25 protein-coding genes are annotated in these 26839 nt (G+C 71.5%); 10 read left to right on the plus strand and 15 right to left on the minus strand.

Annotated elements, in window-relative coordinates:
• Positions 1 to 775, plus strand: a 775-nt coding sequence (locus GGQ91_RS27175; protein ID WP_182593246.1) for an IS3 family transposase, incomplete at its 5' end; no start/stop codon positions are given.
• 703 nt (positions 776 to 1478) lie between these two features.
• Here GGQ91_RS27175 and hpxZ read toward each other — a convergent pair.
• From hpxZ to GGQ91_RS27205, 6 genes are read right to left on the minus strand one after another with little or no spacing between them, the layout of a single operon-like run.
• The gene (hpxZ, locus tag GGQ91_RS27180; protein WP_182593247.1) at positions 1479 to 1877 is read right to left on the minus strand and encodes an oxalurate catabolism protein HpxZ; all 399 of its coding nucleotides are present in this window, start codon (positions 1875 to 1877) and stop codon (positions 1479 to 1481) included.
• Positions 1878 to 3059, minus strand: a complete 1182-nt coding sequence (locus GGQ91_RS27185; RefSeq protein WP_182593248.1) for an amidase — start codon at positions 3057 to 3059, stop codon at positions 1878 to 1880. It abuts the gene before it with no gap.
• Positions 3056 to 4672 carry an ABC transporter ATP-binding protein gene (locus GGQ91_RS27190; protein ID WP_182593249.1) on the minus strand — a complete coding sequence of 539 codons (1617 nt, stop codon included), beginning with the start codon at positions 4670 to 4672 and terminating at the stop codon, positions 3056 to 3058. The genes GGQ91_RS27185 and GGQ91_RS27190 overlap by 4 nt, the downstream gene beginning before the upstream one ends.
• A complete protein-coding gene (locus tag GGQ91_RS27195; RefSeq protein ID WP_182593250.1) occupies positions 4669 to 5496 on the minus strand; it encodes an ABC transporter permease in 828 nt (275 codons plus the stop codon). The genes GGQ91_RS27190 and GGQ91_RS27195 overlap by 4 nt, the downstream gene beginning before the upstream one ends.
• Positions 5497 to 5498: 2 nt before the next feature.
• Positions 5499 to 6470 carry an ABC transporter permease gene (locus GGQ91_RS27200; protein WP_043755366.1) on the minus strand — a complete coding sequence of 324 codons (972 nt, stop codon included), beginning with the start codon at positions 6468 to 6470 and terminating at the stop codon, positions 5499 to 5501.
• A gap of 4 nt (positions 6471 to 6474) precedes the next feature.
• Positions 6475 to 8094, minus strand: coding sequence for an ABC transporter substrate-binding protein (locus tag GGQ91_RS27205; RefSeq protein WP_051976165.1), 1620 nt, complete (start codon positions 8092 to 8094; stop codon positions 6475 to 6477).
• Positions 8095 to 8301: 207 nt separating this feature from the next.
• Between GGQ91_RS27205 and GGQ91_RS27210 the strand changes: the two genes are divergently transcribed.
• Both GGQ91_RS27210 and GGQ91_RS27215 read left to right on the plus strand, forming a co-directional pair.
• Positions 8302 to 8523, plus strand: a complete 222-nt coding sequence (locus GGQ91_RS27210) for a fatty acid desaturase (protein WP_179698033.1) — start codon at positions 8302 to 8304, stop codon at positions 8521 to 8523.
• A complete protein-coding gene (locus GGQ91_RS27215) occupies positions 8520 to 9554 on the plus strand; it encodes an alpha/beta fold hydrolase (protein ID WP_182593251.1) in 1035 nt (344 codons plus the stop codon). Before GGQ91_RS27210 ends, GGQ91_RS27215 begins: the two co-directional genes overlap by 4 nt.
• A gap of 47 nt (positions 9555 to 9601) precedes the next feature.
• On the opposite strand, the gene GGQ91_RS27220 is transcribed toward GGQ91_RS27215, so the two are convergent.
• On the minus strand, positions 9602 to 10498 hold the full coding sequence (locus GGQ91_RS27220) for a LysR family transcriptional regulator (protein ID WP_043354034.1): 897 nt from the start codon (positions 10496 to 10498) through the stop codon (positions 9602 to 9604).
• Between the two features lie 118 nt (positions 10499 to 10616).
• On the opposite strand from GGQ91_RS27220, the gene GGQ91_RS27225 reads away from it, so the two are divergent.
• From GGQ91_RS27225 to GGQ91_RS27250, 6 genes are all read left to right on the plus strand, one after another.
• Complete coding sequence (locus GGQ91_RS27225) at positions 10617 to 11567, plus strand: ABC transporter substrate-binding protein (protein WP_179698036.1); 951 nt, start codon at positions 10617 to 10619, stop codon at positions 11565 to 11567.
• Complete coding sequence (locus GGQ91_RS27230) at positions 11564 to 12433, plus strand: ABC transporter permease (RefSeq protein ID WP_179698038.1); 870 nt, start codon at positions 11564 to 11566, stop codon at positions 12431 to 12433. Before GGQ91_RS27225 ends, GGQ91_RS27230 begins: the two co-directional genes overlap by 4 nt.
• On the plus strand, positions 12426 to 13208 hold the full coding sequence (locus GGQ91_RS27235) for an ABC transporter ATP-binding protein (RefSeq protein ID WP_182593252.1): 783 nt from the start codon (positions 12426 to 12428) through the stop codon (positions 13206 to 13208). The genes GGQ91_RS27230 and GGQ91_RS27235 overlap by 8 nt, the downstream gene beginning before the upstream one ends.
• Positions 13208 to 14122 carry a polysaccharide deacetylase family protein gene (locus GGQ91_RS27240; RefSeq protein ID WP_182593253.1) on the plus strand — a complete coding sequence of 305 codons (915 nt, stop codon included), beginning with the start codon at positions 13208 to 13210 and terminating at the stop codon, positions 14120 to 14122. Before GGQ91_RS27235 ends, GGQ91_RS27240 begins: the two co-directional genes overlap by 1 nt.
• A gap of 21 nt (positions 14123 to 14143) precedes the next feature.
• Entirely contained in the window at positions 14144 to 15949 is a 1806-nt protein-coding gene (gene atzF, locus GGQ91_RS27245; protein WP_182593254.1) for an allophanate hydrolase, read from the plus strand.
• A 252-nt stretch (positions 15950 to 16201) separates the two neighbouring features.
• Positions 16202 to 16555 carry a transposase gene (locus GGQ91_RS27250; protein ID WP_043352705.1) on the plus strand — a complete coding sequence of 118 codons (354 nt, stop codon included), beginning with the start codon at positions 16202 to 16204 and terminating at the stop codon, positions 16553 to 16555.
• 156 nt (positions 16556 to 16711) lie between these two features.
• Here GGQ91_RS27250 and GGQ91_RS27255 read toward each other — a convergent pair whose 3' ends face one another.
• Genes GGQ91_RS27255 through GGQ91_RS27280 form a run of 6 tightly spaced genes read right to left on the minus strand, consistent with a single transcriptional unit; the run spans position 16712 to position 23065 of the window.
• Positions 16712 to 17671 carry an acetamidase/formamidase family protein gene (locus GGQ91_RS27255; RefSeq protein WP_043385385.1) on the minus strand — a complete coding sequence of 320 codons (960 nt, stop codon included), beginning with the start codon at positions 17669 to 17671 and terminating at the stop codon, positions 16712 to 16714.
• 20 nt (positions 17672 to 17691) lie between these two features.
• Entirely contained in the window at positions 17692 to 18411 is a 720-nt protein-coding gene (gene urtE / locus GGQ91_RS27260) for an urea ABC transporter ATP-binding subunit UrtE (RefSeq protein WP_182593255.1), read from the minus strand.
• Positions 18408 to 19118: an ATP-binding cassette domain-containing protein gene (locus tag GGQ91_RS27265; protein WP_182593256.1), complete on the minus strand. Its 711-nt coding sequence runs from the start codon at positions 19116 to 19118 to the stop codon at positions 18408 to 18410. Before GGQ91_RS27265 ends, urtE begins: the two co-directional genes overlap by 4 nt.
• A complete protein-coding gene (gene urtC / locus GGQ91_RS27270; RefSeq protein WP_182593257.1) occupies positions 19115 to 20215 on the minus strand; it encodes an urea ABC transporter permease subunit UrtC in 1101 nt (366 codons plus the stop codon). The genes GGQ91_RS27265 and urtC overlap by 4 nt, the downstream gene beginning before the upstream one ends.
• Complete coding sequence (urtB, locus tag GGQ91_RS27275) at positions 20212 to 21831, minus strand: urea ABC transporter permease subunit UrtB (protein WP_182593258.1); 1620 nt, start codon at positions 21829 to 21831, stop codon at positions 20212 to 20214. The genes urtC and urtB overlap by 4 nt, the downstream gene beginning before the upstream one ends.
• The gene (locus GGQ91_RS27280; RefSeq protein ID WP_182593259.1) at positions 21824 to 23065 is read right to left on the minus strand and encodes a transporter substrate-binding protein; all 1242 of its coding nucleotides are present in this window, start codon (positions 23063 to 23065) and stop codon (positions 21824 to 21826) included. The genes urtB and GGQ91_RS27280 overlap by 8 nt, the downstream gene beginning before the upstream one ends.
• A gap of 416 nt (positions 23066 to 23481) precedes the next feature.
• Between GGQ91_RS27280 and GGQ91_RS27285 the strand changes: the two genes are divergently transcribed.
• Positions 23482 to 24768 (plus strand): hydantoinase/carbamoylase family amidase, encoded by a 1287-nt coding sequence (locus GGQ91_RS27285; protein WP_182593260.1) that lies wholly within the window; start codon positions 23482 to 23484, stop codon positions 24766 to 24768.
• 12 nt (positions 24769 to 24780) lie between these two features.
• Here GGQ91_RS27285 and GGQ91_RS27290 read toward each other — a convergent pair whose 3' ends face one another.
• Positions 24781 to 26100, minus strand: a complete 1320-nt coding sequence (locus tag GGQ91_RS27290) for a dihydroorotase (protein WP_182593261.1) — start codon at positions 26098 to 26100, stop codon at positions 24781 to 24783.
• A 13-nt stretch (positions 26101 to 26113) separates the two neighbouring features.
• Positions 26114 to 26794 carry an aspartate/glutamate racemase family protein gene (locus tag GGQ91_RS27295; protein ID WP_043355454.1) on the minus strand — a complete coding sequence of 227 codons (681 nt, stop codon included), beginning with the start codon at positions 26792 to 26794 and terminating at the stop codon, positions 26114 to 26116.
• Positions 26795 to 26839 lie beyond the last annotated feature (45 nt).

Below are 26839 nucleotides of genomic sequence, written 5' to 3' on the forward strand. Positions count from 1 at the left end.
ATACCGCGGCACGCAGCGCTACGTGCCGACCGTGCCGGCCGACGAGGATGCGCTGACCCGGGCCATCGTTGCCCTGGCCTCCGATTACGGGCGCTATGGCTATCGCCGCGTCACCGCACTGCTGCAGACAGGCGGCTGGCAGGTGGGCAAGGACCGGGTTCAGCGCATCTGGCGTCGCGAGGGGCTGAAGGTCCCCAGCCGACATAAACCCCGCAGCCGCCTCTGGCTGAACGACGGCTCATGTGTGCGACTACGGCCGCTCCACCGCAACCACGTCTGGAGCTTCGACTTCGTGCAGGCGCGGACCCACGACGGCCGCAGCTTGCGCATCCTGACGCTCCTCGACGAGCACAGCCGGGCCTGCCTGGCGCTGAAGGTGGCGCGACGCATCAACAGCCTCGGCGTGATCGAGGCGCTGGCCGAGGCGATGTGCCTGCATGGCATCCCGGAGCACATCCGCTGCGATAACGGCCCTGAGATGATCTCGAAGGCGCTGCGCAAATGGGTCGCCAAAGCTGGCTCGCAGATCCAGTACATCGCGCCAGGATCCCCGTGGGAGAACGGGTACTGTGAGAGCTTCAACGGCAAGCTTCGTGACGAGTGCCTACGCCAGGAGATCTTCTACTCGTTGAAGGAGGCACAGATCGTGATTGGTCTATGGCAAACCACCTACAACCGCGTCCGACCGCATTCGTCGCTGGGCTATCGGCCACCTGCGCCCGTCAGCTACCCAGATCTGGCCTTCCGGCTACCCATGACAGCGACCATGCAGTAGCCTCTCAATTGGCTCGGTCCAAAATACCGGTCAGGTCATAAAGCCTGATAATGAAGAAGCCAAAAGTGCCCTTAACATACTGCGCGGATCTGCGAGCACATCCTCGTCGATCAATCCAACTAATTCGCTCTGCGGTAGCGTTGGATGTAATTAATTCTTGCCCCCGGCGCACCGACCGATTTTTATCATTCTTCCCAGAGACTTGTATTTTTCACGCGTTAATTTCTTGGAGGACAATCCGACCAGACGCCAACGAATGTTTGTCTCGCGATCCCGCAACATTCAATTGAAGGTCGCCAACTGTGGCCGGCCCATTCACAGCATATGACGATGGCGCGGTGCATGCCAGCCTTCTTGTGCTTCTGCAATCGAATGCACGGTTGATGTCCGCTTCGCGGCCAGTGCTGAACGCGCATAAACGGCCGGATTGGGCGCAAGGCCGAACGGCCGTTTTTGCGTGCCAGGACGATCAAGTGTGACGAAATCGGGCCGTCAGCGGCTGGTCTGCTTCGGTGCGGGACTTGCCGCAAAAGCGGACAGCCTTCTGCCAAAACGTCTCAGCCGTTCAGCTCCTCGGCGCAATCGTCCAGAGGCGGACGCCTGCGTCCTGCTCATACGTTCATCGACTGGCTGGCGGCAGAGACGCGCCGAGCGGCTGACCGAACCCAGATGTGTCCGGTCCTCCGCGCCCGGCGATCCTGCGTCACGTCCCGATCGACAGGATGGACACGTGGGCGGACACCACCTTCCATCCGAGACCGGGCAAGCGCATCCAGGTCTGGCTCTGACGCCCGATGCCGGCCTTGCCGCGCGGCTTGAACTCCAGATTGACGGTGGCGAAGTCGCTCCCGAGCGTCAGGATCTCCAGCCGGATCCGTGCCTCCTTGGTGCCGCCCGGCGGCGGATCGGCCGCCACGCGGGCAGCGTGGATTTCGGCGAATCCGTAGCAGTTCTCGGCCAGCGCATAGCGGATCGTGTGCGGACTGTCCCAGAAGGTCGCGTCGAGGACGGCGATATCCTTCTCGATGAGCGCCTGCTCGTAGCGCTCGAACAAAGCCGCGATCTCGGCCACGATCTCCGGGCGGTTCACCGTCACGTCCATTCAACCCTCCAGGGCGACCGCCAGGCGGATCAGATCGAGGTCGGTCCCGCGCGCCCCGAGGATTGACAGGCCGACCGGCGCGCCATCGACGTGGGCGCCCGGCAGATTGACCTGCGGGACGCCGGTGAGGCCGCCGTGGCTCGTCAGGCAGGCGATCCGCTCGCGCAGCGGATGCAGCGCGCCGAGCGGCAGCCCGCGCAGCGGCGCCGGAAAGGGGGTCGTCGGGAGGCACAGGATCGTGCCGGGGGGCAGGAGCCGCGCGAGGCGGGCCCTTGCCTCGATCCGCATCAAACTCGCGGCGCTGCGCTCGGCATCGGTCATCATCGAGCCCTGGATCAGCGAGCGGGCCACCGAGAAGGCCATGCGAGGGTTGCAGGCATCGAGCCAGGGCTCGAAGGTCTGCCATGCCTCGTTGCTCTGCAGGACGCGCTGCGCCCGCTGCCACACGGACAGGCCCTGCGGCGCGAGCGTCACGTCGCGGCGATTGCCGATGAGGGCGGCCAGACGCTCGATCTGCGGGGCCAGCGCCTCCTGCACGGCGGCGTCCGCGAAGCCGAGCGCGTCGGCGGCCACGAGCAGCGTGTGGGGCAGACGGTCCGGCATGCCTTGGCCGAACAGGACCTCGCCGACCCGCGCGAAGGTCGCCGCGTCCCGGGCGAACCAGCCGCAGGTGTCCGAACTCGGCGCCTGGACGCAGATCCCGGAAAAGTCGATGCGGCCGTGCGTCGGCCGGATGCCGTAGAGCCCGCAGAAGCTCGCCGGCACGCGCACGGAGCCGCCGGTATCGGTGCCCAGGGCGAAGTCGCAGGCGCCCGCAGCCACCGCGGAGGCCGAGCCGCTGGACGAGCCGCCGGGCACCCGGTCCGGCGCCGCCGGATTGAGCGGCGTGCCGTCGTGGGCGTTCTCGCCGAGGATTCCCAGCGAGACTTCGTCGGTCACCGTCTTGCCGACGGCCGAGGCGCCCGCATCGAGCAGCGTCTGCACCACGCCGGCATGGCGGGTCGGCGTCGGGTAGGCCCGCGGCCAGTCCGGGTTGCCCCCCGCCGTGGGGCTGTCCGCGACGTCGATCAGATCTTTGACGGCGAAGGTGAGGCCGGCGAGCGGCCCCGTCGCGGATCCGGCGACGCGGACGCGCGGCCCGGGCAGGAACGGGTCCGTCGAGAGGGGCTGCGCGGTCGTCATGCGGGGATCGGGTCCTGCCATTGGGCGCCGGGCACCGCGGCGAACAGCGCCTTCGTGTAGGGGTGCTTCGGCGCGAAGAAGATCTCGGACGTCGGCGCGACCTCAACCACCTGACCGGACCGCATCACGGCGATCCGGTCGCAGACCTGCAGCGCGACCCGGAGGTCGTGGGTCACGAACAGCATGCTGAGATGGAGCCGCGCCTTGATGTCGGCGAGCAGCGCCAGGACCTGCGCCTGGACGGAGACGTCCAGGGCCGAGACCGGCTCGTCGGCCACCAGGATCTCGGGCTTCATGGCGAGCGCCCGGGCGATGCCGATTCGCTGGCGCTGGCCGCCGCTGAACTCGTGCGGGTAGCGCTGCGCCGCCGCGGGGTCGAGGCCGACCAGCGCCAGCATCTCGCATGCCTGGACCCGCGCGATTCCCGGCTCGGTGCCGTGGATGATCGGCCCCTCGGCGACGATGTCGACCACGCGCTGGCGCGGATCGAGGGAGCCGTAGGGATCCTGGAACACCATCTGCACGCGCCGACGGTGCGGACGCATCTGGCGGCGGCTCAGTTCGGCGACGCTGTGCCCGGCAAGCAGGATCTCCCCGCCGTCGACGGGCATCAGGCGGGTGAGTGCCCGCGCCAGCGTGCTCTTGCCGGAGCCGCTCTCGCCGACGAGGCCCAGGGTCTCGCCCCGCCGCAGCAGGACGTCCACGCCGTCGAGGGCCCGGGTGACGCGGCCCCCGAACAGGCCGCGGGCGCCGTAGGTCTTCTCGACCCCCCTTGCCTCCACCACCAGAGGGGCGGTGCTGGCGGCGCGCCACGGCGGCGGCACGAGCTTCGGCACGGCGGCGATGAGGGCGCGCGTGTAGGGATGCTTCGGGGCGCCGAGGACCGAGGCCGCGGGCCCCTGCTCGACCAGGACGCCCTTCTGCAGCACCGCGACCGTGTCGGCGATGTCGGCCACGACGCCGAAATCGTGCGTGATGAACAGGACGCTCGTGCCGTGCTCGCGCTGCAGGTCGCGGATCAGGGAGAGGATCTGCGCCTGCGTGGTGACGTCGAGCGCCGTGGTCGGCTCGTCGGCGATGAGCAGCCGCGGGTTCAACGCCAGCGCCATGGCGATCATCGCCCGCTGCCGCTGGCCGCCCGAGAGCTGGTGCGGGTAGGAGCGCAGCAGCCGGGCCGGGTCCGGGAGATGGACGCTTTCGAGCAGCGCGAGGATGCGCGCCCGGCGGTCCGCGCGCCCGAGCGGCGTGTGGATGCGCAGGACCTCGTCTATCTGCCGCCCGATCGTGTGGAGCGGGTTCAGGGCCGTCATGGGCTCCTGGAAGATCATCGCGATGCGCGCACCCCGGACTTTTCGCATCTGACGCGGGGTGATCGCGGCGAGATCCGCACCCTCGAACTGAATGCGCCCGCCCGCGACGCGCACGCGCGGTCCCGGGAGCAGCCCGAGGATCGCGCGGGCCACCATCGACTTGCCCGATCCGCTCTCGCCGATCAGGCAGGTGACCGCACCGGGCCGCAGGACGAGATCCAGATCGGTGACGGCATTGGGCCGGTCCGCGCCGGGCGGCAGCGTGATCGTGAGCGTCTCGATCTCGAGGACGGCGTCGCTCATCGCTCTCGGAGCCTCGGGTTCAGGACCTCGTTCAGGCCATCCCCGACGAGGTTGATGGCGAGGACGGTCAGCAGGATCGCCAGCCCGGGGAAGGTACAGATCCACCACGCCGACCGGAGGACCGCGCGGCCCGAGCTGATGATCAGGCCCCAGCTCATCACGTTCGGATCGCCGAGGCCCAGGAAGGCGAGCCCCGCCTCGATCAGGATCGCCGTGCCGATCAGGAGCGTGCCGACCGCGATGATCGCCGCGGTGCAGTTCGGCAGCATGTGGCGGAAGACGATGCGGGCGTCGCCCGCGCCCAGGCCGTCGCAGGCCAGCACGAACTCCCGGCCGCCAAGCGCCACGAACTCGCCCCGGACCAGGCGGGCGATGCCGGGCCAGGAGACGGCCACGATGGCCACGACCTCGCTGAAGAGCGACGGCGACAGGATCGCCACGATCAGGATCGCCAGCACGAAGGCGGGGATCGTCTGGAAGAACTCCGTAAGCCGCATCAGCGCGACCTCGACGCCGCCCCGGTAATAGCCGGCGAGCCCGCCGATCAGGGTCCCGAGCAGGATCGCCGCCCCGGTCGCGCTGAGGCCGATGATCAGGGAGGTGCGGGCGCCGTACGCGATCTCGGCGGCCACGTCCCGGCCCAGCGTGTCGGTCCCGAGCAGAAACCGGCCGCCCGGCGGCTGGAGGGCGGGACCGACGAGCCCGAACGGATCGCCCGGATAGAGGACCGGCGTGAGCGCCACGAGGACGACCAGCCCGAGGAGCACCGCCGCGCCCGCGAGCGCGAGGCGGTTCCGGGCGAACCGCGCCAGAGCCGTACGCATCGCTAGAGCTCCAGCCGCGGATCGAGGCAGACGTAGACGAGGTCCACGGCGAGGTTGATCACCACCACGAGGCAGGCCGAGACGAAGAAGATGCCGAGAAGCAGGTTGAGGTCGCGCGACTGGAGCGCGTTGAAGGCCAGCGTGCCGACCCCCGGCCAGCCGAACACCGTCTCGACCACGATCGAGCCGCCGATCAGGTTGCCGGCCTGCACGCCCGCCATGGTGACCACCGGCAGCAGCGCGTTGCGCAGGACGTGCCCGGTCATCACCCGCGCCTCGGTCTGCCCCTTGGCGCGGGCGGTGGTGACGTAGTCCATGCCGACCTGTTCCAGCACGGAGGCGCGCATCACCCGGGCGTAGACCGCGAGGTAGAACAGCGCGAGCGCCACCGCCGGCATGACGAGGTGGCGGCCGACGTCCCAGACCTCGTCCCAGCCCTCGTTGTCGGCGCCGACCGTGTCGTAACCGCTGGTGGGCAGCCAGCCGAGACGGATCGCGAAGACCACGATCATCATCAGTCCGAGCCAGAACCCCGGCGTCGCGTAGGCCACGAGGCTGACGAGGGAGATGACCGCGTCGCGCCAGCTGTTGCGCCCGGTCGCGGCCACGAGGCCGAGGAGCGTGCCGATCAGCAACGCGGCCGCGAAGGCGGTGAGCATCAGGAGCCCGGTGGGCCAGAGCCGGTCGACGATCAGGCTTCCCACCGGGCTGTCGTTGCGGAACGAGTAGCCGAGATCGAGGTGGAGCATGTTGAGCAGATAGACGCCGAACTGCGTGGCAAGCGGCTGGTCGAGCCCAAACTTGTGGCGCAGCTGCTCCATGTATTCGGGGCTCGCCGCGCCGCTCTCGCCCGCCAGCACGGAGGCCGCGTCGCCGGGCGCGAGGTGGATCAGGAAGAAGTTGAGCACGACGATGCCGAGCACCACCGGGATCGCCAGCAGCAGCCGGTAACCGAGGAACCGCGCGAGCCGCACGGGACTACGTGTCCATCCAGGCCCGTTCGAAGGCTTGCTGGGTTCCGAGGGGGCCGGTCGTGTGGTCCTTGAGGCGCCGGTTGAAGACGCTGACGTACTGCACGTCGATGAGCCAGATCATCGGGCTGTCCTCCGCCAGGATCTGCTGGACCTTCTTGTAGAGCGCGGCGCGCTTCTCGGCATCCGGCTCGCGCGCGCCCTCGCCGAGCATGCGATCGACTTCGGGATTGCTGTAGAAGGTGTCGTTGACGAAGGTCACGCCCTTGCGGATCTGGCTGGTGAGGAACTGCTTGTTCAGCCCGTAGACCGGGTCGACGCCCTGGCTGAGGAACGGCTCGTTCAGGTCGTAATCGTAGTTGGTGTAGACGCGCCGCAGCCAGGTCGCGGTGTCCTCGGAGCGCAGCGTCACGGCGATGCCCACGACGGCCAGCGCCTGCTTCAAATATTCGGCCTGCCGCAGCCACTGCTCGCCGAAGGAATTGACCTCCAAGTGCAGGGCGAAGCGGGTCCCGTCCGCGCCGCGCGGGGCGCCGGCCTGGTCGAGCAGCTTATTGGCGATGTCCAGCCGGTCCGGCACGTCGTACTGGCGCACGTCGTCGGTGTAGAGGCCGGCGGTCTTGAACTTGCGGCTGAGCGGGCCGGTGGCGGGCAGGCCGTAGCCGAACATCACGTCCTTGAGGATGACCTTGCGGTCGATGGCGTAGGCGATCGCCTGGCGCACGTCCTTCTTCTGGAGATGCGGGTGACGGCCGTTCAGCTCCAGGACGCTCTGGGCCGGCGTCATCTCGTAGCCCTTGGTCGTGAGATCGAGGATCGGGTTGGTCTTCATCCGCGCGAGGTCGGCGTAGTTCACCGCGCTGTACCCGGCGAAATGCGCCTCCCCCGCCTCCATAGCGGCCGAGCGCGTGGCCGCATCCGGGATGAACCGGGCAACGATCCGGTTGAGATACGGCAGGCCGGGCTTCCAGTACTGCTCGTTGCGGTCCAGGCGCACGAATTGGCCGCGTTCCCAGCTCGTGAACTTGAACGGACCGGTGCCGATCGGCTTGTTGGCGCTGGGGTTCTGCAGGACATCCGTGCCCTCGAACACCGAGCGGCACAGGATCGGCAGGTCCCGCCCGGACAGCGCCTTCATGATGTAGGGCGCCGGATTGGCGAGCCGCAGGATCGCGGTCATCGGGTCCGGCGTGTCGACGGCCACCAGCTCCGCGAGCATGACCGGCGCGATCGGATTGTACTTCTTCAGGATCTCCATAAAGGAGTACTGCACGTCGGCGCTGGTGAACGGCTTGCCGTTGTGGAAGGTCACGCCGTCCTGGAGCTTGAACGTGATGGTCTTGCCGTCGGGCGCGACCTCCCACGACTTCGCGAGGTTCGGCTGCGGGTTCTGGTCCCAGTCGTAGGTGCAGAGCCCCTCGTAGACCTGCGTGGCGATCGGCGGGATATTGCCCGCCGACACCGCGTAATGGGCCAGGGTCGAGGGCTCGGGATGGACGATCATCACCATCGTGCCCCCGCGTCTCGGCTCGGCGGCGCGCGCGCCGCTCGCGGCCGCTGCGAGGCCGAGGGGAAGCGCCAGAACGGTGCGGCGGGAGAGATCGGTCACGTCGGACGTGCGGGACAAGCCAGAGGACTCCTGAAGCGTCCAGCCCGTTCGCAACACGCGTGCCAAGCAGGTTTCGGACCGACCGATCCATTACATCGCCGGGATGGGGAAATATTTTTCCGACACAAATTATTACACCGAAGTACGCAGTAGATCTTCCGTGTATCTCAGTCCGACACCGGGCGCGCCGAAGGCCGGCCCGACCTTGAGCGGGCGGCCGCCACGATGGACGACAACGGCCCGACCCACACGCGCACGACCTTGACCAATGGCCTCATGCGGCGCCTCATGTGGGCCATGCCCGTCTACACCGAGCACCACCTCTATCCGTCGATCCCGTTCCACCGCCTGCCGGACGCCCATACCGCGATGCGCGCGCGGCCCGGCGTGCCGCAGCGGGGCGACAACCGCTGGCAGGTCGGCTTCGTGCGGACGCTGCGCCCGTGAGCGGCTGGGCGACGGCCACCGGAACCTTCGAACTCGGTGACCTGACGCTTCAGTCGGGGGCGGTGCTGCCGGGCGCGCAGCTGCGCTGGAAGACGCACGGCACCCTGTCGCCCGGGCGCGAAAATGTCGTGCTCTACCCGACGAGCTACGGAGCCCAGCATCCGGACCTCGAATGGCTGATCGGCCCCGACGGGGTGCTGGATCCCAACCGCTGGTTCATCGTCATCCCCGACATGTTCGGCAACGGGCTGTCGTCGAGCCCGTCGAACACCCCGGACTGGCCCGCCCTCGTCACCGCCTGGGACAACGTCCACGCGCAGCGCCGCCTGCTCGCCGAGATGTGGGGGATCGAGCGCCTGCACGCCGTCTACGGCTGGTCCATGGGGGCCCAGCAGGCCTATCACTGGGCCGCCCTGTTCCCCGACCGCGTGGCCCGCGCGGTGATCAATTGCGGCAGCGCCCGCACCGCCACCCACAACCGCGTGTTCCTGAAGGGCCTCATGGCGGTGCTGGAGGCGGCGCCGGAGCATGGCGGCGGGGGCCGCTTCTCGGCCGAGCCGGCCGACGCCCTCCGGGCCTTTGGACGCATCTATGCGGGCTGGGCGCTCAGCCAGGACTTCTACCGGGCGGACCTCCACCGCACCGCGCTCGGCGCCCCGGACCTCGACAGCTTCCTGCGCACCGACTGGGAGGAACGCTTCGCCCGCCGCCCTGCGGCCGATCTCTACGCGCAGCTCTGCACCTGGGAGGCGGGCGACATCAGCCGCGACCCGCGCTACGGCGGCGATCTCACCCGGGCGCTCAACGCGATCACCGCCCGGCTGCTGCTGATGCCGGGCGAGACGGATCTCTACTTCCGCGTCGCCGACAACGCCGCCGAGCTGCCGCATCTGCGCGACGCCGTCCTGCAGCCGATCCCGAGCATCTGGGGCCACCGCGCCGGCAACCCGTCGATCAACCCGGCCGATGCCACCTTTCTCCGCGACACCGTGCGGGCCTTCCTCGCCACGGCCGAAGCGGGCGCGCCCTGATCGGGCGCGGAGAGCGGTGACGCGCCGGCCTCAGGGCGTGCGCCGCATCAGACCGCTTCCCGGTTGAGCCGAACCACAAGCTGATCGGCGAACTTCGCCGCCGCGACGGAGAGCGATCGCCCGCGCAACTGCGCGAGGACCAGCGTCATCGGCGTCAGGTCGCGGAGATCGATCGGGCGGCTGTGCAGGCGCGGGTCCTGGGGGATGCCGCTCGGGATCTGCAGGCTGATGAGATCCTCCCGCAGGACGAGGTTGCGGAGGAATTCGAGCGAGCCCGACTCGACGACCGGCCGGAGCTCGACCCCGCGCCGGGCCAGGGCGTGCTCGATGTGATGGCGGATGGCGAGCGAGTGGTCGGGCAGGGCCAGGGCATGGCCGAGGCAGTCGCGCAGCCGGACCGGCCCAGTCTCCGACGCCAGCGGATGCCCCGTGCGCATCAGCGCGCAGAGGGTCTGGTGTCCGGAGAAGAGCGGATGCAGCTCCGCCGAAGGCGGTGGTTGCAGGATCAGGGCGAGATCGGCCTCGAACGCCGCCAGGGCCGTCACGGCCTGCGCGTGATCGCGGACCTGGACCATGAAGCCGACCTGGGGGAACCGGGCCCGGTAGGCCTCGACCTCCTCGGGCACCACCTGCGTGACGAAGGCTTGGCTGCAGGCGAGCGACACGTGACCGCGGCGCACCCCCGAAAGATCGGCGATCTGCGACCTCACGCGGTCGAGATCCGCCACCTGGTCGCGGATGTGCCGCGCGAAGAGCTCGCCGGCCGCGTTGAGCCGCATCCCCTGCGGCAGGCGCTCGAAGATCGGCGTGCCGAGCTCGTATTCGAGATCCTGGATCTGCCGCGTCAGGGCCGAGGGCGTCAGGTTCAGCCGCTCCGCGGCGCGCCGGATCGAGCCGGCACGTGCGACCTCGGCGACGTAGGTGACGGTGCGCAGATGCTTCACGCCGGCATCGTGCGCCCCCGTTGCCGAAGATGCAACGACACGCTCAGAAAATAGCACTTCCTTGCAACAGGGAGCGCACCTAGCGTCACGGCGATAGCGACCCTGCAGGAGCCGTTCGATGATCCGCCGCCGCACCCTCCTGGCCGGTCTCGGGGCCGGCTTCGCCCTCGGCCCCCTGTCGCGGGCACGCGCCGCGGGCACGCCGGTCACGATCCGGATGGGCTCGCTCAAGCTGATCCACTCGATCGCGCCGAGCTTCTATGAGCGCTTCACCCCCGCGGGCGTGACCGTGGAGGTGGTGCCCTTCGAGAGCCCCACCGAGTGCAAGAACGCCGTGGTCACCAAGTCGGTGGATTTCGGCACCTTCGGCATCGCCGCCGCGACGCTGGGCGCCGCCGCCGGCGAGCCACTCGTGGTGATCGCCTCCACCTGCAACCGCGGGATGGCGGTGATCGCCAAGAAGGGCTCCGAGATCCACGCCATCAAGGACCTGCGCGGCAAGCGCGTCGCGATCTGGCCCGGCAGCACCCAGGAGGTCTTCGTCCTGGAGCGGATGCGCATGGAGGGGCTGTCCGTGAAGGACATCACCCCCGTGCGCGTCTCCTTCTCGGAGATGCATATCGCGCTCGCCCGCGGCGACGTCGACGCCTATGTCGGCGCCGAGCCGGGGCCCGGCGTCAGCCTCGCCTCGGGCGTCGGCCAGCTCGTCGAGTACCCCTACGGCACCGAGATGGGCGCGCTGAACATGGTGTTCGGCGCCCACCGCGACACGCTGGCCGAGCGGCCGGACCTCGTCCGGACCATGCTGGAGATCCACCGCAAGGCGACGGACTTCGCGGCCGGCGACCGCGACGCGATGATCGCCATGGCGGTGGCCAAGCTCGGGCAGAAGCGCGAGGCGCTGGAACTCTCGGCCCCGAACGTCGAGCTGACCTGGCGCCTCGGGCCGAACGAGGTCCGGCAGGCCGACGCCTACGCGCAGCACATGCTGGCGCTCAAGCAGATCAAGCGGCTGCCGGAGCCCGGCTTCATCGACACCCGCTTCGTCGACGCGCTGGGGCGGGCGTGAGCACCGGCATCGAGGCCGGCGCCCTGCCGGCAGCGGCGCCGGTGACGCCGGCCCCGGCCCGCGGGGCCGGCCGGGCCGGGGCCGGGCTCGCCCACCTGCGCCGGCTGGCCCTCGCCTGCGTGGTGCCGGCCGTGCTCGTCGCGGTCTGGCAGGTCACTACCGCGGGCCGGCCCTACAGCCTAATCCCGCCCCCCGCGGAGGTCTGGGCCGAGATGCGGGACCTCGCCGTCGGGGGCGTCAACGACGACGCGTTCAGCGGCACGCTCTGGACCCATCTCGCGGCGTCGCTGAGCCGGGTCTATGGCGGCTTCGCGCTGGCCGCCGCCGCCGCCCTGCCGCTCGGCCTGCTGATCGGCCGCGTGCCCCTGATCCGGGCGCTGCTGGACCCCGTCCTGCAGGTGCTGCGCCCCGTCCCGGTCACCGCGTGGCTGCCGCTGGCCATGATCCTGTTCGGCCTCGGGCCGCGCTCGGCCTTCTTCCTCGTGTTCCTCGGGGCGTTCTACCCGATCCTGGTCAACACCGTGTTCGGGGTCCGCTCGGTGGAGCCGCGCCTGTTCGAGGCGGCCGCGATGCTGGGCTGCACCGGCCCGGCGCAGTTCGTCCGGGTGGTGCTGCCGGCGGCGCTGCCATCGATCTTCACCGGCCTGCGGCTCGGCCTCGGCTTCGCCTGGGTGGTGATCGTGGTCGGCGAGATGACCGGGGTCCAGACCGGCCTCGGCGCGATCATCATGGAGGCGCGCCAGCTCTCGCGCACCGAGATCGTGATCTGCGGCATGGCGGTGATCGGGGTCGCGGGCTTCGTGTCCGACTGGCTGGTCATGCAGCTCGGCCGCCGGCTGCTCGCCTGGAGCCCCAATCATGGCTGATCCGACGATCCCGATCCTCGACATGCGGGCGGTCTCCAAGACCTACGCGGCCGGCGTCCGCCGGACCGAGGCCCTGCGCGAGGCGAACCTCACCGTGGGACGCGGCGAGTTCGTATGCCTGCTCGGCGCCTCGGGCTGCGGGAAGTCGACGCTGCTGCGGGTCGCCGCCGGCTTCGAGGCCCCGACCGCCGGGGAGGCCCTGATGTGGGGCAAGCCGATCGCCGGGCCGGGGCCGAGCCGCGGCATGGTCTTCCAGGATTACGGCCTGTTCCCGTGGCTCACCGTGCGCGACAATATCGGCTTCGGCCCGAAGGCCCGCGGGCGGCCCGCCGCCGAGGTGCGCGACACCGCCGAGCGCTACATCGCCCTGGTCGGCCTCCAGGCCTTCGCCGACGCCTACCCGCACCAGCTCTCGGGCGGGATGAAGCAGCGGGTCGCCATCGCGCGGGTGCTCGCCAATGAGGCCGAGGTCGTGCTGATGGACGAGCCCTTCGGGGCGCTCGACGCCATGACCCGCGAGCGGCTGCAGGACGAGCTGCTCGATCTCTGGTCGCGGACGGGGCTGACGATCCTGTTCGTCACCCACGCCATCGAGGAGGCGATTTTTCTCGCCGACCGCATCGTGATGATGTCGCCCGGCCCCGGCCGGATCGAGGCGATCCATCCGGTCGAGCTGCCGCGGCGGCGCGACGTGTCGAGCCCGGCCTTCAACGACCTGCGCCGGATGCTCGCGGCCCAGCTCCACAGCCACCACGCCCCGCGGGCCGCCGCCTGATGGACACCGCCCCCGACAATCCCCGCCGGCCCGAGAACCGGCTCGCCTACCGCGCCGCCGTGGACCGGCCGCGCCTGACCCTGCCCGGGGGCAAGCACGTCGCCGTCTGGCCGGTGGTCAATGTCGAGCACTGGCTCATCGACCATCCGATGCCGCGCCAGATCCTGGTGCCGCCGACCGCCGCGAGCCTGCTCCCGGACATCCCGAACTGGGCGTGGCACGAGTACGGGATGCGGGTCGGCTTCTGGCGCTTCCTCGAGGCTTTTTCCAGCCGCGGCATCCGCCCGACCCTGTCGATCAACGGCTCGGTCTGCACGGCCTATCCCCGCATCGCCGAGGCCGCCCATGCGGCCGGCTGGGAGTTCATGGCCCACGGCTTCCATCAGGTTCCGACCCACCGGGTCGAGGACCAGCCGGAGATGATTTCTCGCACCATCGCGGCGATCACCGCGACCACGGGGCGTCCGCCGCGCGGCTGGCTGGGGCCGGGCCTCACCGAAACCCTCGACACGCCCGACCACCTGCACGCGGCCGGCGTCGACTATGTCGGCGACTTCGTGGTCGACGATCGGCCCTGTCGGGTGGCGACACGCACGGGGTCCCTCGTGGCGCTGCCCTACTCGGTGGAGCTGAACGACATCCCGCTGCTCGCCATCCAACACCACCGGGCCGACGAGTTCGTGGAGCGGGCGCTCGCCAACCTCGACCGCCTCGCCGCCGAGGCGGCGGGTCCCGGCCCCCTCGGCGGCGCCAAGGTGATGGGCTTCGCGATCCACCCCTACATCACCGGCGTCCCGCACCGGATCGGCCTGCTGGAGCGGCTGCTCGACGCGATCCTGGTGCGCAGCGACGCGGTGTTCATGCAGGGGGGCGAGATCCTCGACTGGTACCGCGCCACCGGCGACGAATCCTGAGCAGCGACCCGAGGAACCGCCGTGCCGCCCTTCCCGACGATCCCGCTCCTGCACGCGGCCTACGCCGACGGCCGCGACCCGCGCACCGTCGTGGCCGAGGCCTACCGCCGGCTCGCCGCGGTTGACGACCCCGGCATCTTCCTGGCCCTGGTGCCGGAGGCCGAGGCGCTGGCGCAGGCGGCCGCGCTCCCGCCCTTCGACCCTGTGTCGAGGCCGCTCTGGGGCGTGCCCTTCGCCGTCAAGGACAACATCGACGTGGCCGGCCTGCCGACCACCGCGGCCTGCCCGGACTTCGCCTACACCCCGACCGAGACCGCGCCCGCCGTGGCCCGTTTACAGGCGGCCGGGGCGATCCTGATCGGCAAGACCAACCTCGACCAGTTCGCCACCGGCCTCGTCGGCCTGCGCACGCCCGACCCGGTCCCGCGCAACGCCATCGATCCGGCCTACGTGCCGGGGGGCTCCAGCAGCGGCTCGGCCGTCGCGGTCGCCCACGGAATCGTCGCCTTCGCCCTCGGGACCGACACGGCAGGCTCGGGGCGGGTGCCGGCGGCGCTCAACAACGTCGTCGGTTTGAAACCCTCCCTGGGGTCAATCTCCAGCCGCGGCATGCTGCCGGCCTGCCGGACCCTCGATACGCTCTCCGTGTTCGCCGGCACCGTCGCCGACGCCGACGCCGCCTTCCGGGTCATGCTGGGCTTCGACAGCGCCGATCCCTGGTCGCGGGCCTTGCCGGTGCCGCCCGCACCGGCCGGCCTTCCACCGGGCCTGCGGCTGGGCCTTCCCGATGCGGCGAGCCTCCGTTTCGGCGGCGACGGCCACTCGGAGGCGGCCTTCGCGGCGACGATTGCCGATCTGGAGACCCTCGCCGGGGCGGCGCTGCCGGTCGATTTCGCGCCGATGTTCGCCGTCGCGGCCCTGCTCTACGACGGGCCCTGGGTCGCCGAGCGCTACGCGGCGATCCGGCCGATCATGGAGACGCGCCCCGAGATCCTGCACCCGACGACACGGGCGGTGATCGCCGCCGCCGGCCGCTACAGCGCCGCCGACGCCTTCGCGGGACTCTACAGCCTGGCGGATCTGCGACGGCACGCGGACGCGGTCTGGGACCGGGTCGACGTGCTCGCCGTGCCGACCTATCCGCGTCCCCAGACCTGCGCGGCGGTGGCCGCCGACCCGATCGGCCCGAACAGCGAGCTCGGCACCTACACCAACTTCGTCAACCTGCTCGACTGGTGTGCCCTCGCGGTCCCGGGGCGGCCCCGCGCCGACGGCTTTCCTTCGGGGATCACCCTGCTCGCGCCGCGTGGCTCCGATGGGCTCCTCGCCGCCCTGGGCGCCCGCCTGCACGCGGCCGCGGCCGGCCGGATCGGCGCGGGGGCGACGCCCGTGCCGGCCGTGGCGCCGGGTCCGGCCCGCGGATGGCCCGGCGAGATCGAACTGGCGGTCGTCGGGGCGCATCTGTCGGGCCTGCCGCTGAACCGCGAACTCGCCGCGCACGGCGCCCGGTATCTGCGGACGGTGGCGACCCGACCGGAGTACCGCCTCTACGCCCTGCCCGGCGGACCGCCGCATCGTCCCGGACTGCTCCGGGTGGCCGAGGGCGACGGCGGCGCGATCGAGACGGAGGTCTGGGCCCTGCCGCCCGCCGCCTTCGGGGCCTTCGTGGCGGCCATCCCGGAACCGCTCGGGATCGGCACCCTGCGGCTCGCCGACGGGACCGCGCCGAAGGGCTTCCTGGTGGAGACGGCGGGCGTCGCGGGGGCCGCCGACATCACGCAGTTCGGCGGCTGGCGCCGCTACCTGGCCAGCCGCGCCGCGGCATAGCTGATTGGGCGATGCCAAAATCCACTCCGATGCGGTCGCAGCGCCGATCCACGCGCGCCTGACAAGCGCCCGCAAACCCAAGCGTACGGAGACCGCAGAACCGAGCGCCGGTTACGTGAATCGGCGGCCGCCGGCCCGGATCGCGGGCTTCGCGGCACGAAAGCGCCGCGGTCGGCCCGTCGCGGCCGGTCCGCTTCTTGCTGATCCTCCGCCCGAAGAGTGCCCCGAGGCTGCCGAACCGGGAGACCCTGCATGCGTCGATCCCTGCACACGGACGAGGAGATCGCTTTCCTGCTGGACGAGGCCGCGCGGGGCATACCGATCGCCGCGATCTGCGCCAGCGCCCATGTCTCGCTCGGCACCTTCTACCGCTGGCGAAGACGCCTCGGCGGCCTGAAGCCCGCCGGTGTGGCCCGGCTCGATCAGGTCGAGCGGGAGAATGCCGGCCTCCGGGCGGAGGTGCTGCGGCTTCGGGCAGCCCTGCTCGTCCAGCCGGGGCGCGGGGCACCGGCTACGACGGAGCGCGCGAGCCTGAGCCAGCCGCCGCACCATCGCGGCGCCCAAGCCTGTGTCGGCCGGTTCGCCTTCGGACGCAGTGCGAACTGAGGCGGTCTCCATCTGCAGGAATCGGCTGATGCTGCCTCCCCGTCATCGCGAGCGCAGCGAAGCGAACCAGGGCAGCGGGACCGTTGAACGTAGCGCTGCTGGATTGCTTCGCTGCGCTCGCAAAGACGGAGGAGGCAGCATCAGCCGAGAATGCGCTCAGGCGGCCCCGGACGTCGACGCGAGGGCAGTCTTGGGCATCAGCATGTGCACGCCCTTGTTGCCGTCGACCGTCTGGGTGATCCGCAGGTTCCCGGCGAGCGAGCACAGCATGTAGGCCTGGTTGCGGGTTAGGCTGGTGCGTGCGCAGACGAGGCGCACCATCTCGCGCACGGCCTGGCGCATCGCCTCGTCGAGGCTCTCGTGCAGGCCGATCGACATCAGGTCGGTGGGCGTCTCGGCGAAGGGCCACGCGCCTGGGAGATCCTTGCGCACGGTGAGGCGGAACGTGCCGGTCAGCCCGGTCTCCAGGGCGGTGATGCAGACCTCGCCGTCGCCCTGCACGCCGTGGCCGTCGCCCGCGTAGAATCCGCCGCCGGGGTTGAACACCGGCAGGTAGAGGGTCGTGCCGACCTTCAATTCCTTGTTGTCCATGTTGCCGCCGAAGGCGCGGGGCACCGGGCTGCCGACCCGGCCCCAGGCGGGGGGCGGGGCGGTGCCCATGATGCCGAAGAACGGGTCGAGGGGCAGCTCCGTGCCCCAGGGCAGGCGGCAGAGGCCGCGGGCGGTGTCGATGTCGGCGTGGACGGTCTCGTACTCGGTGAACTCGTCCGGCAGGGTGCCGAGGAGCGGCAGGATCGCCACGAAGCCCCAGTCGAGGCGGAACTTCAGGTCGAGGATGTCGACCTGCAGCATGTCGCCGGGCTCGGCGCCCTCCACGTGGACGGGGCCGGTGACGAAGTGCGGGCCGGGGCCGCGTTCCAGGGTGTCGAGGGCGTGGAGCAGGTCGGCCGGCACCCGGGCGGGGTCGGGGTGGAGCGACTCGCGCCCGCCCGCCGGATGCGAGTGCAGGGTGACGGTGTCGCCCGATTTCACGGTCAGCACGGGCGGCAGCGCGGCGTCGAAATAGCCGAGCACCATGGTCTCGGGCGTCGCGGGGATCTCGTGATGGGTCGACACGGCGGCTCCTTCTACGGATGTCAGACGGCGATGTGACGGGTGAGGGCTTCGGGGTTCAGCACCTTCGGATCGCCGCGCTCGACGACGCTGCCGCGGGACAAGACCACCACGGAATCGGCGACCCGGAGGGCGAAATCGAGATACTGCTCCACGAGCAGCACGGTGATCCGGCCCTTGAGCCCGGCAATCACCGCCTCGATCGCGGCGACGATCGAGGGCTGGATGCCCTCGGTCGGCTCGTCGAGGAGGAGCGCGCGAGGCCGGGTGGCGAGCGCCCGGGCGATGGCGAGCTGCTGCTGCTGGCCGCCCGAGAGGTTGCCGCCCGGACGGTGCCAGAGGCCGCGCAGCGCCGGGAACAGGGCGACCGCCTCGTCAATTGCGTCGGTCCGCTCCAGCCCGTGGGCCCGGGCCGCCACCCGCAGATTCTCGGCGACGGTCAGGTCGGGAAAGATCTCGCGCCCCTGCGGCACGTAGGCGAGGCCCGAGCGGGCGCGCCGGTCGGGCGACAGGCGCGTCAGCTCGGTCCCGTCGAGGGCGATCCGGCCGCGGCTTTCCGGGATCAGGCCGGTGAGGCAGCGCAGCAGCGTGGTCTTGCCGGCGCCGTTGCGGCCGAGCACGGCGAGGCAGGCGCCCGGCTCGACGTCGAGGCCGATCCCGCGCAGCACCTGCGCGCTGCCGTAATGCTGGTCGAGCCCCTCGACGGCGAGGCGTGCGGGCGGAGATGCATACGCTTGCGTCATCGGCCGAGGAACACCTCGATCACCCGGGCATCGTGGCGGGCGCCTGCCATGCTGCCCTCGTAGAGGGTCCGGCCCTCGTGCAGCACCGTCACCCGGTCGGCGATGGCCTCGACGAAGCCCATGTCGTGCTCGATCACCAGGATCGCCCGGTCCGGCCTGCGCAGGCTCCGGATCAGCGCGGCGGTCTGGGCGGTCTCGGCGTCGGAGAGCCCGGCCACGGGCTCGTCGAGCAGGAGCAGCGCCGGCTCGGCGGCGAGCACCATGCCGATCTCCAGCCACTGCTTCTCGCCGTGGGCGAGGCGGCCGGCCGGCACCGCGGCGCGGGGTCCGAGGCCGATCTCGCCGAGGACGGAGGCGATGCGGGCGGGCCGCTCGCGGGCGGGGAGCGCGGGCCCGCAGCCGATCTCCAGGTTCTCGCGCACAGTGAGCGCGGGGAAGACGCTGGGCTTCTGGAACTTGCGCCGCACGCCGGCCTTCGCGATCTCGGCCTCGGAGCGCTTGGTCAGGTCGATCCGGTCGCCGAGCATCACGCGGCCGGAGACCGGCTTGGTGATCCCTGAGATCACGTCGAGCAGGGTGGTCTTGCCGGCGCCGTTCGGGCCGATCACGGCCCGCACCTCGCCGGGATCGACCGCGAGCGAGACGGCGTCGAGGGCCGTGAACCGGCCGAAGGCGACAGTGAGGGCCTCGACCACGAGGGCGGTCATCGGGCGCCCCGCAGCCAGGTCGGGCGCGGGCGCCAGCCCACGAGGTCGAGGAGGCCGTTCGGCAGGACCAGCACCACGACGAGCACCAGCCCCGACAGGATGAACGGCCACGCCTCCGGCATCGCGGCGCTCAGCCAGAACTTCAGGCCGTTGACCAGGATCGCGCCGATCACCGCCCCGCCGAGCCGGCCCAGCCCGCCGATCGCCACCCAGACGGCGATCTCGATGGACAGGTCCGGCGCCAGCACCCGCGGGTTAATGATGCCGACCTGCGGCACGTACAGGATGCCGGCGAGCGCCGCGATCATGGCCGAGAGGCACCAGATCCCGAGCTTGAGCCGGGTGGTGCTGTAGCCCAGCGTGCGCAGGCGGGTCTCGTCGTCGCGGCAGGCGAGCATCCGCCGCCCGATCGCGCTGCCGACGAGGAGCCGCGCGCCGGCCAGCACCGCCGCCAGCGTCAGGAGGGCGGCGACGGCGAGCCCCGTGACGACGCCGGGGGAGCCCATCGGCCAGCCAAACAGCAGCGGAAAGCCGGTCATGCCGTTGTTGCCGCCGAGCCCGGTATCGTTGCGGTACATCAGCAGCATGGCGACGTAGACGAGCGCCTGGCTGATGATCGAGAAGTAGACGCCGTTCACCCGCGAGCGGAACGAGGCGAGCCCGAACACGAAGGCGACGAGGCCGGCGAGCGCCAGGGCGAGGACGAAGGCGTAGGCCGCGTTGTCGAGGCCGGCCCAGTAGGCCGGCAGGCTCTTCCAGCCCATGAACTGCACGAAATCCGGCAGCACGCCGGTCACGGCCACGCCGTGGGCCAGCAGGTGCATGGCGCAGACATAGCCGCCGATGGCGAAGAACAGCCCGTGCCCCAGGCTGAGGATCCCGAGATAGCCCCAGACCAGATCCAGCGACACGGCGAGGATCGCGAAGGCGGCGAGCTGACCCACCGCGTTGACGAGATACGGGGCGGGCGGTGCCACGAGGAGCCCGACCGCGGCCGCGAGGCAGAGCCCGACGAGGCCGGCGACCAGGGGATCGCGCACGGCGCGGCGTCCCGGTCCGGCGGGGGCGGCGAGGGCGGTCTGCACGGCGCCGCTCATCGCCGCCGCCGCACGGCGAACAGCCCCTCGGGCCGGCGCTGCAGGAACAGGATGATGCCGACGAGCACGATCACCTTGGCGGCGACCGCGCCGGAGATCGGCTCGATCAGCACGTTGGCGCCGCCGACGCCGACGGCCGCCACCAGGGTCCCGACGAGGCTGCCGACGCCGCCCAGCACCACGACCATGAAGCTGTCGACGATGAAGCCCGAGCCCATGCCGGGATTGACGCTGTAGATCGGGCAGAGCGCCACCCCGGCAAGGCCCGCGAGCCCCGAGCCCAGCCCGAAGGCGAGCCGGTCGACCCGGCGGGTCGGCAGGCCGAGGCAGGCGGCCATGTCGCGGTTCTGGGTCACGGCGCGGATGTCGAGGCCCAGCGGCGTGCGGCGCAGGATCAGGAGCGTCAGGACGAGGGTCGCCGCCGCGAAGCCGATGGCGAACAGCCGGTTCCAGGTCATCACGAAGTCGGCGTAAAGGGGAACGCCGCCGCTGACATAGGCCGGCATGACGAATTGCAGGTTCTGGGTGCCGACCGTCACGCGGACGAGGTTCACCAGGAACAGGCTCACCGCCCAGGTGGCCAGCAGGCTCATGAGCGGCCGCCGGTAGAGGTGGCGCAGGATCAGCGCCTCGACCCCGATGCCCACCAGGGCGACCGCCCCGAAGGCGACCGGGATGGCGGCGAGCAGGTAGAGGTCGAGCAGGCCGGGGGCGAGGCGGCGGAAGGCCTCCTGCACGCCGTAGGTGGCGTAGGCGCCGAGCATGATGAACTCGCCCTGGGCGAGGTTGATCACGCCCATCAGCCCGAAGATGATCGCGAGCCCGGCCGCCGCCATGAACAGGATGCTGGCGAAGCTCAGGCCGTTGTAGACGACCGCGAGCCCGTCGCCGATCGCCACCGCGCGGGTGACCTTGGCGAGCCCCGCATCCAGCGCCGCCCGGAAGGCCGGGTCGGAGGCGTAGGCCGGATCGCTCTTGAGCGCCGCGAGGCGCGCCTCAGCGGCCCCGGACGGGCTCGCGGCCACGGCGGCGATCGCCGCCCGGCGCCGGGCCGGATCGGGCGACGACAGGGCGGCCGCCTGGGCGAGGCCGGCGATGGTCGCCTTCAGCGTGGCATCGGTCTCCGCGTCCCGCGCCCGGTCGAGCACGGAAGCCGGAACGGTGGCGATGCGCCGCTCGAGCACCGCCAGCCCGGCGCTGCGGGCGGCCGGATCCGGGCCGGTCAACAGAGCGACGGTGCCGCGCGCGGTCTCGACGGCGGCCCGCTGGCGTAGGCCGAGGACCGGCGCGCGCGCCTCGGCGGCCGGACGCGGCGCGCCGCTGACCGCATCGCGCCCGTCGGATGCGCCCGGGCGGTCGAGCAGGAGTGCGCCCTCCGCCGGGCAGGCGAGACGGCGCTCGGCCAGCGCGCCGAGGAGCCCGCCGGCATAGGCGAGGTCGTCGGCCGCCAGATCGCCGCCGGCTTGCACGAGACCCTCGGCCGCGCGGACCTGCGCGGCGCCGTCCCCGCACAGACCCGCCGCGAAGGCCGCCCGGTCGATTGGCGCGGCGGAGGCCGGAAACGTCAGCAGCGCCAGACAGCAGAGGGCCAGGAGCGCGCGGAGCCGATCAGCCATAGGGGCTGAACGGGACCGGCTTGGGGGCGTCCGGGGATTGCCAGAGGACGTCGAAGCCGCGCTTCTCGTTGACCGAGCCGATGAACACGCCGCGGGAGACGTAGTTGTTCTCCCCCGTCATGGTCAGCGTGTAGCCCGACGGGTCGTCGAAGCTGAGCCCCGCGAAGGCCTTGCGCACCTCAGGCACCGCGAAGGAGCCGGCCTTGGCGGCGGCGAGCGCCCAGAGGTTGACGCTGTCATAGGCCGAGACCATCGGGTCGATCACCGTGTCGGCGCTGAACGGGACGTTCTTGGCCTTCACGTAGGCGGCCCAGTCGGCGAGGAACTTTTGGTTGCGCTCGCCCTTGGCTGCCTGAAGATAGGCCCAGCAGTTCAGGTGGCTGACGAGCTTGGCGGTATCGAGCCCCTCAAGGTCCGCCTCCACCATGTCGAGGCCGAGAATCGGCACGTCGGTGGCGCTGATGCCCTGGTTGGCGAATTCGCGCAGGAAGTCGGGGATCGAGGAGCCGACCACGGTGAGCACCACGATCGCTTGGCCGCCGGGCTGGCTGGCGAAGCTGCGGACCTGATTCACCAGCGTCTGGAAGTTCGAGAAGCCGAACGGCACGTATTCCTCGCGCCACGCGCTCTCGGGAATACCCTTGCTCTTCCAGTAGCCCTTGAGCTGCTTGTTGATCGTGCGCGGCCAGACGTAGTCCGAGCCGATCATGAAGAACCGCTTCGCCCCGACCCCGTCCGGGCCCATCAGGTAGTCGACCGCCGGCAGCACGGAACTGGCGGGCGGCGAGTTCACGTAGACGACGTTCTTGGAATTCTCGTCGCCCTCGAAGTGGAGCGGGTAGAACAGCAGCCCGTCATTCTGCTCGACCACCGGCAGCACCGACTTGCGCGACACGGAGGTCCAGCAGCCGAACAGGGCCGCGACTTTCTCCTGCTGGAGCATCTGCCGGCCGACCTGGGCGTAGAGCGGCCAGTCGGAGGCGGGATCGGAGGTCAGCACTTCGATCTGGCGGCCGTTGACGCCGCCGCGCCCGTTGATCGCGTCGGCGGCCATGCGGACCACGTGGTTCAGCCGGCCCTCGAGATTGGCCATCGTGCCCGACGACGAGAACAGGCAGCCGAGCTTGACGGTGTCGGCGGCGAAGGCCGGCCGGATGAGGGCCGGGGCCGCGAGCAGCGCCGCCGTGCCCGAGATGCCTGTGCCCAAGACGCCGCGTCGCGTGAGATGCGTCATCGACCCCGAAGCTCCCTGGATGGACCGCCCGATTGTCGGCCGGGGGCCGGGAGACGGGAAGGTCAAAGAGGCTGCAGGTCGGCATGGGCCTTGCGCATATTGGCAGCATTTGTGCGCGCTGCGGGCGGTCCTGTGCCGAGAACGTCAAAATTCTCGTATCGGGTGCCGAACTGGTGTCGCCCGTAACGCGTCGACGGGATGCCTGCATCCAGCGACCGCATCAGTCGGAAGCCGTGTCCGACCGGGCGCGGACGGCCGCGCCGGTCGGGGCGCCCTCGCCGGACGCGGCGCGGACCGGCGAGCGTGCCGGCGAAGCCGTGGGCTGCCGGGTGGCCGGATCTCCGCGACGCCGGCACGAAAGTGGCAGGATGGCGCCGTCGCGGTCCGCCCCGGGCCCGCGCAACGGGAGCGGCGGGATGGACACGGTATCGGCGATCGGCACGGCGGTCCGCGCGCAGCGCGGCCGGGTGGCGGCTTTGTTCGACGACCTCGCCCGGTGCGGCCGGACCGATCCCGGGTTCACGCGGGCCTCCTACAGTCCGGAGGAGAGTGCGGCGCACGCGGTGGTGATGCGCTGCGCCGCCGCTCTCGGCCTCGCGATCGGGCGGGATGCGGCCGCCAACACCACCCTGACGCTGCCGGGGCGGGACCGGAGCCTGCCGCCGATCCTGATCGGCTCCCACCTCGACACCGTGGCCCACGGCGGCAATTTCGACGGCGCCGCCGGGGTGGTGGCCGGTCTCGCCGCCGTCGCGGCGCTCCGCGAGCTGGGGCTGACCCCGGCGCGCGACATCACCGTCATGGGCATCCGCGCCGAGGAGAGCGTCTGGTTCCAGGTCTCCTACATCGGCAGCCGGGCGGCCCTCGGAACCCTGCCGGACGGGGCGCTCGACGCCGCCCGGATCGACAGCGGCCTCAGCCTCGCCGCGCACATCGCCCGGGAGGGCGGCGACCCGGAGGTGCTGCGCAGCGGCCCGCCCGCCCTCGACGCCGCCGCGATCCACGCCTTCCTGGAGGTGCATATCGAGCAGGCGCCGAGCCTGGAGGAGGCCGGGATCCCGGTGGGCCTCTGCACCGGGATCCCAGGCAACGTCCGCTACCCCGACGTCCGGATCGTCGGGCGCTACGACCATGTCGGCACACCCCGCCGCTTCCGCCGCGACGCCGCGCTGGCCGGTGCGGACATCGCCCTGGCCCTCGACCGGGTCTGGGCGGAGCGCGAGGCCGCCGGCTGCCCGATGGCCGTCACCTTCGGCCGGTTCCACACCGATGCCGCGGCCCACGGCCTGACCACCGTCCCCGGCGAGTTCCGGTTCAGCCTCGACATGCGGGCCTACGCGGCCGAGGTGCTGTCGGCCTTGGAGGCCGCATTCCTGGCCGCCGTGACGGACGTGTCGGAGCGCCGCGGTGTCACGGTGGCCCTCGGGCCCCGCGCCGAGGCGGGCGTCGGCGCGGTCTCGCCCCGGATCCGCGACGGCCTCGCGGCGGCCGCGGACGCGCTCGGCATCGCCACACGGCCCCTCGGCAGCCCCGCCTCCCACGACGCCGCCGCCTTCGCCAAGGCCGGCGTGCCGATGGCCATGCTGTTCGTGCGCAACGCCAACGGCAGCCACAACCCCGACGAGGCCATGGCGATCGACGACCTTCTCGACGCCGTCGCGATCCTCACCACCTGGCTGGCGGCGGAAACCTGCGACGGCTGAGGGCGGGCCTCATCATGCGGCGAAGCGCGCGAGGCCGCCGACGGGCGTGCCGAGCACCGCGTCGTCGCGCATCACGAGGTGGCCGCGCACGAGCGTGGCGACGGGCCAACCGGTGACCTCGGTGCCGGCAAAGGGCGTCCAGCCGCAGGGCGAGACGATCCAGGATTCCTCGATCCTGCGGCGCGCCTTCAGGTCCACGAGGGTGAAGTCGGCGTCGTAGCCGGCGGCGATCCGACCCTTGCCGCGGAGCCCGTAGACGCGGGCCGGGCCGGCCGCCATCAGGTCGACCAAGCGCGCCAGCGACAGGCGCCCGGCCGCGACGTGGTCGAGCATGATCGGCACCAGGGTCTGGACCCCGGTGAGGCCGGCCGGGCAATCCGGCCAGGGCCGCTCCTTGGCGGCCCGCGCATGGGGCGCGTGATCGCTGCCGATCGTGTCGACGGTCCCGTCGCGCACGGCCGCCCAGGCGGCCGCCCGGTGGCGCTCGTCGCGGATCGGCGGGTTCATGACGCCGAAGCCACCGAGGGTGTCGTAGCAGTCCGGGGCCACCTGCGTGAGGTGATTGACCAGCACCTCCACGGTGGCGACGTCGCGGAAATCGCGCAGGTAGGCGAGTTCCTCGGCGGTGGAGACGTGCAGGATATGGGTCGCCCGGCCGGTCTTCCGCGCCAGCGCCATGAGGCGGCGCGTGCCCAGGAAGGCGCATTCCGGGTCGCGCCATTCCATGTGGGTCCGGTACGGCTGGCCCCGGCTGAACAGCGGCTTGCGGGCCTGGAGCCGGTCCTCGTCCTCGCTGTGGAAGGCCATGCGCCGGTGGCCGGCGCGCATGGCGCGTTCGAGATGCGCGTCGTCCTCGATCATCAGCGCCGCCGTGGAGCTGCCGGCGAAGACCTTGACGGCGCAGACGCCCGGCGCGCGCTCCAGCGCGGCGAGCGCGTCGATATTGGCCTTCGTGCCGGCCACGTAGAGGCCGATGTCGCACCAGCTCCGGCCCGCAACGTAGTCGCGCTTCCACGCGAGGCGCTCGGTATCGGCAATCGGCGGGACGGTGTTGGGCATGTCGAACAGGGTGGCGATCCCGCCCAGCACCGCGGCCCGCGTGCCGGTCTCGATCGTCTCCACCGCCGGGTCGCCGGGGTCGCGCAGGTGGACGTGGCTGTCGATCAGGCCGGGCAGGACGTGCAGGCCCGCGGCGTCGATCACCGCCTCCGCGGTCGCGCCGGCCGGGGTCGCGAGGGCCGCGATGCGCCCGTCGCGGATGCCGAGATCGATCGCCTCGGTGCCCCAGGGCGTCACGCAGGTGCCGCCGCGGATCAGCAGGTCGTAGTGCATCGCCGGTGTCTCCCTACAGGTCCGCCCGGAGCAGGACCGCCCCGAGGGCCGCCGCCACCGCCTGCTGGCAGGGCTCGACGACCGGACACCCGACCGCCCGCTCGACGGCGGCCCGGTGCAGCGCCATGCCGGCGCAGCCGAGCACGATGACGTCGGCGCCGTCGCGCGCGACCAGGGTCCGGGCCGCCGCGATCAGGCGGTCGCGGATCGCCTCCCCCGCCGTCTCGTCGGCCCGGGCCTCCACGGGCCGGCTGCCGGCATAGCGTTCGCCGAGGCCCATCTGGCGGACCATCCGGCGCTGGCGCCGTACGCTGCCCTCCGAGAGGGCGACGATGCCGAAGCGCTCGCCGAGGGTGAGCGACCGGAGGAGGCCCCACTCGGCGATCCCCATCACGGGCCTGCCGCCGGCGACCTCGCGGGCCGTATGCAGGCCGGGGTCGCTGAAGCAGGCGATGACGAAGGCGTCCGCCGGATCCTCCGCGATGCGCCGGGCCAGCGGCATCACCACGGAATCCGCGTCCTGCTGGGTCGCGATGCCCGCCGGCCCCTCGGGCAGATCCGTCACCGCGATGACGGGGCCGCCGGCCAGGCGCAGCGGCGTCAGCGCCGCGTCGATGGCGGCCGTCACCGCCCGGGAGGCGTTCGGGTTGATGACCAGGATGCGCGCGGGTCCGGTGGTGCCGCGATGATGCATGCCGCCTCCTGCGGAACCGACGCGCGGGCCTGCCGCTGACGACAG

The sequence above is a fragment of the Methylobacterium fujisawaense genome (genome assembly GCF_014138435.1).
In the GTDB taxonomy this organism is placed as follows: Bacteria; Pseudomonadota; Alphaproteobacteria; order Rhizobiales; family Beijerinckiaceae; genus Methylobacterium; species Methylobacterium fujisawaense.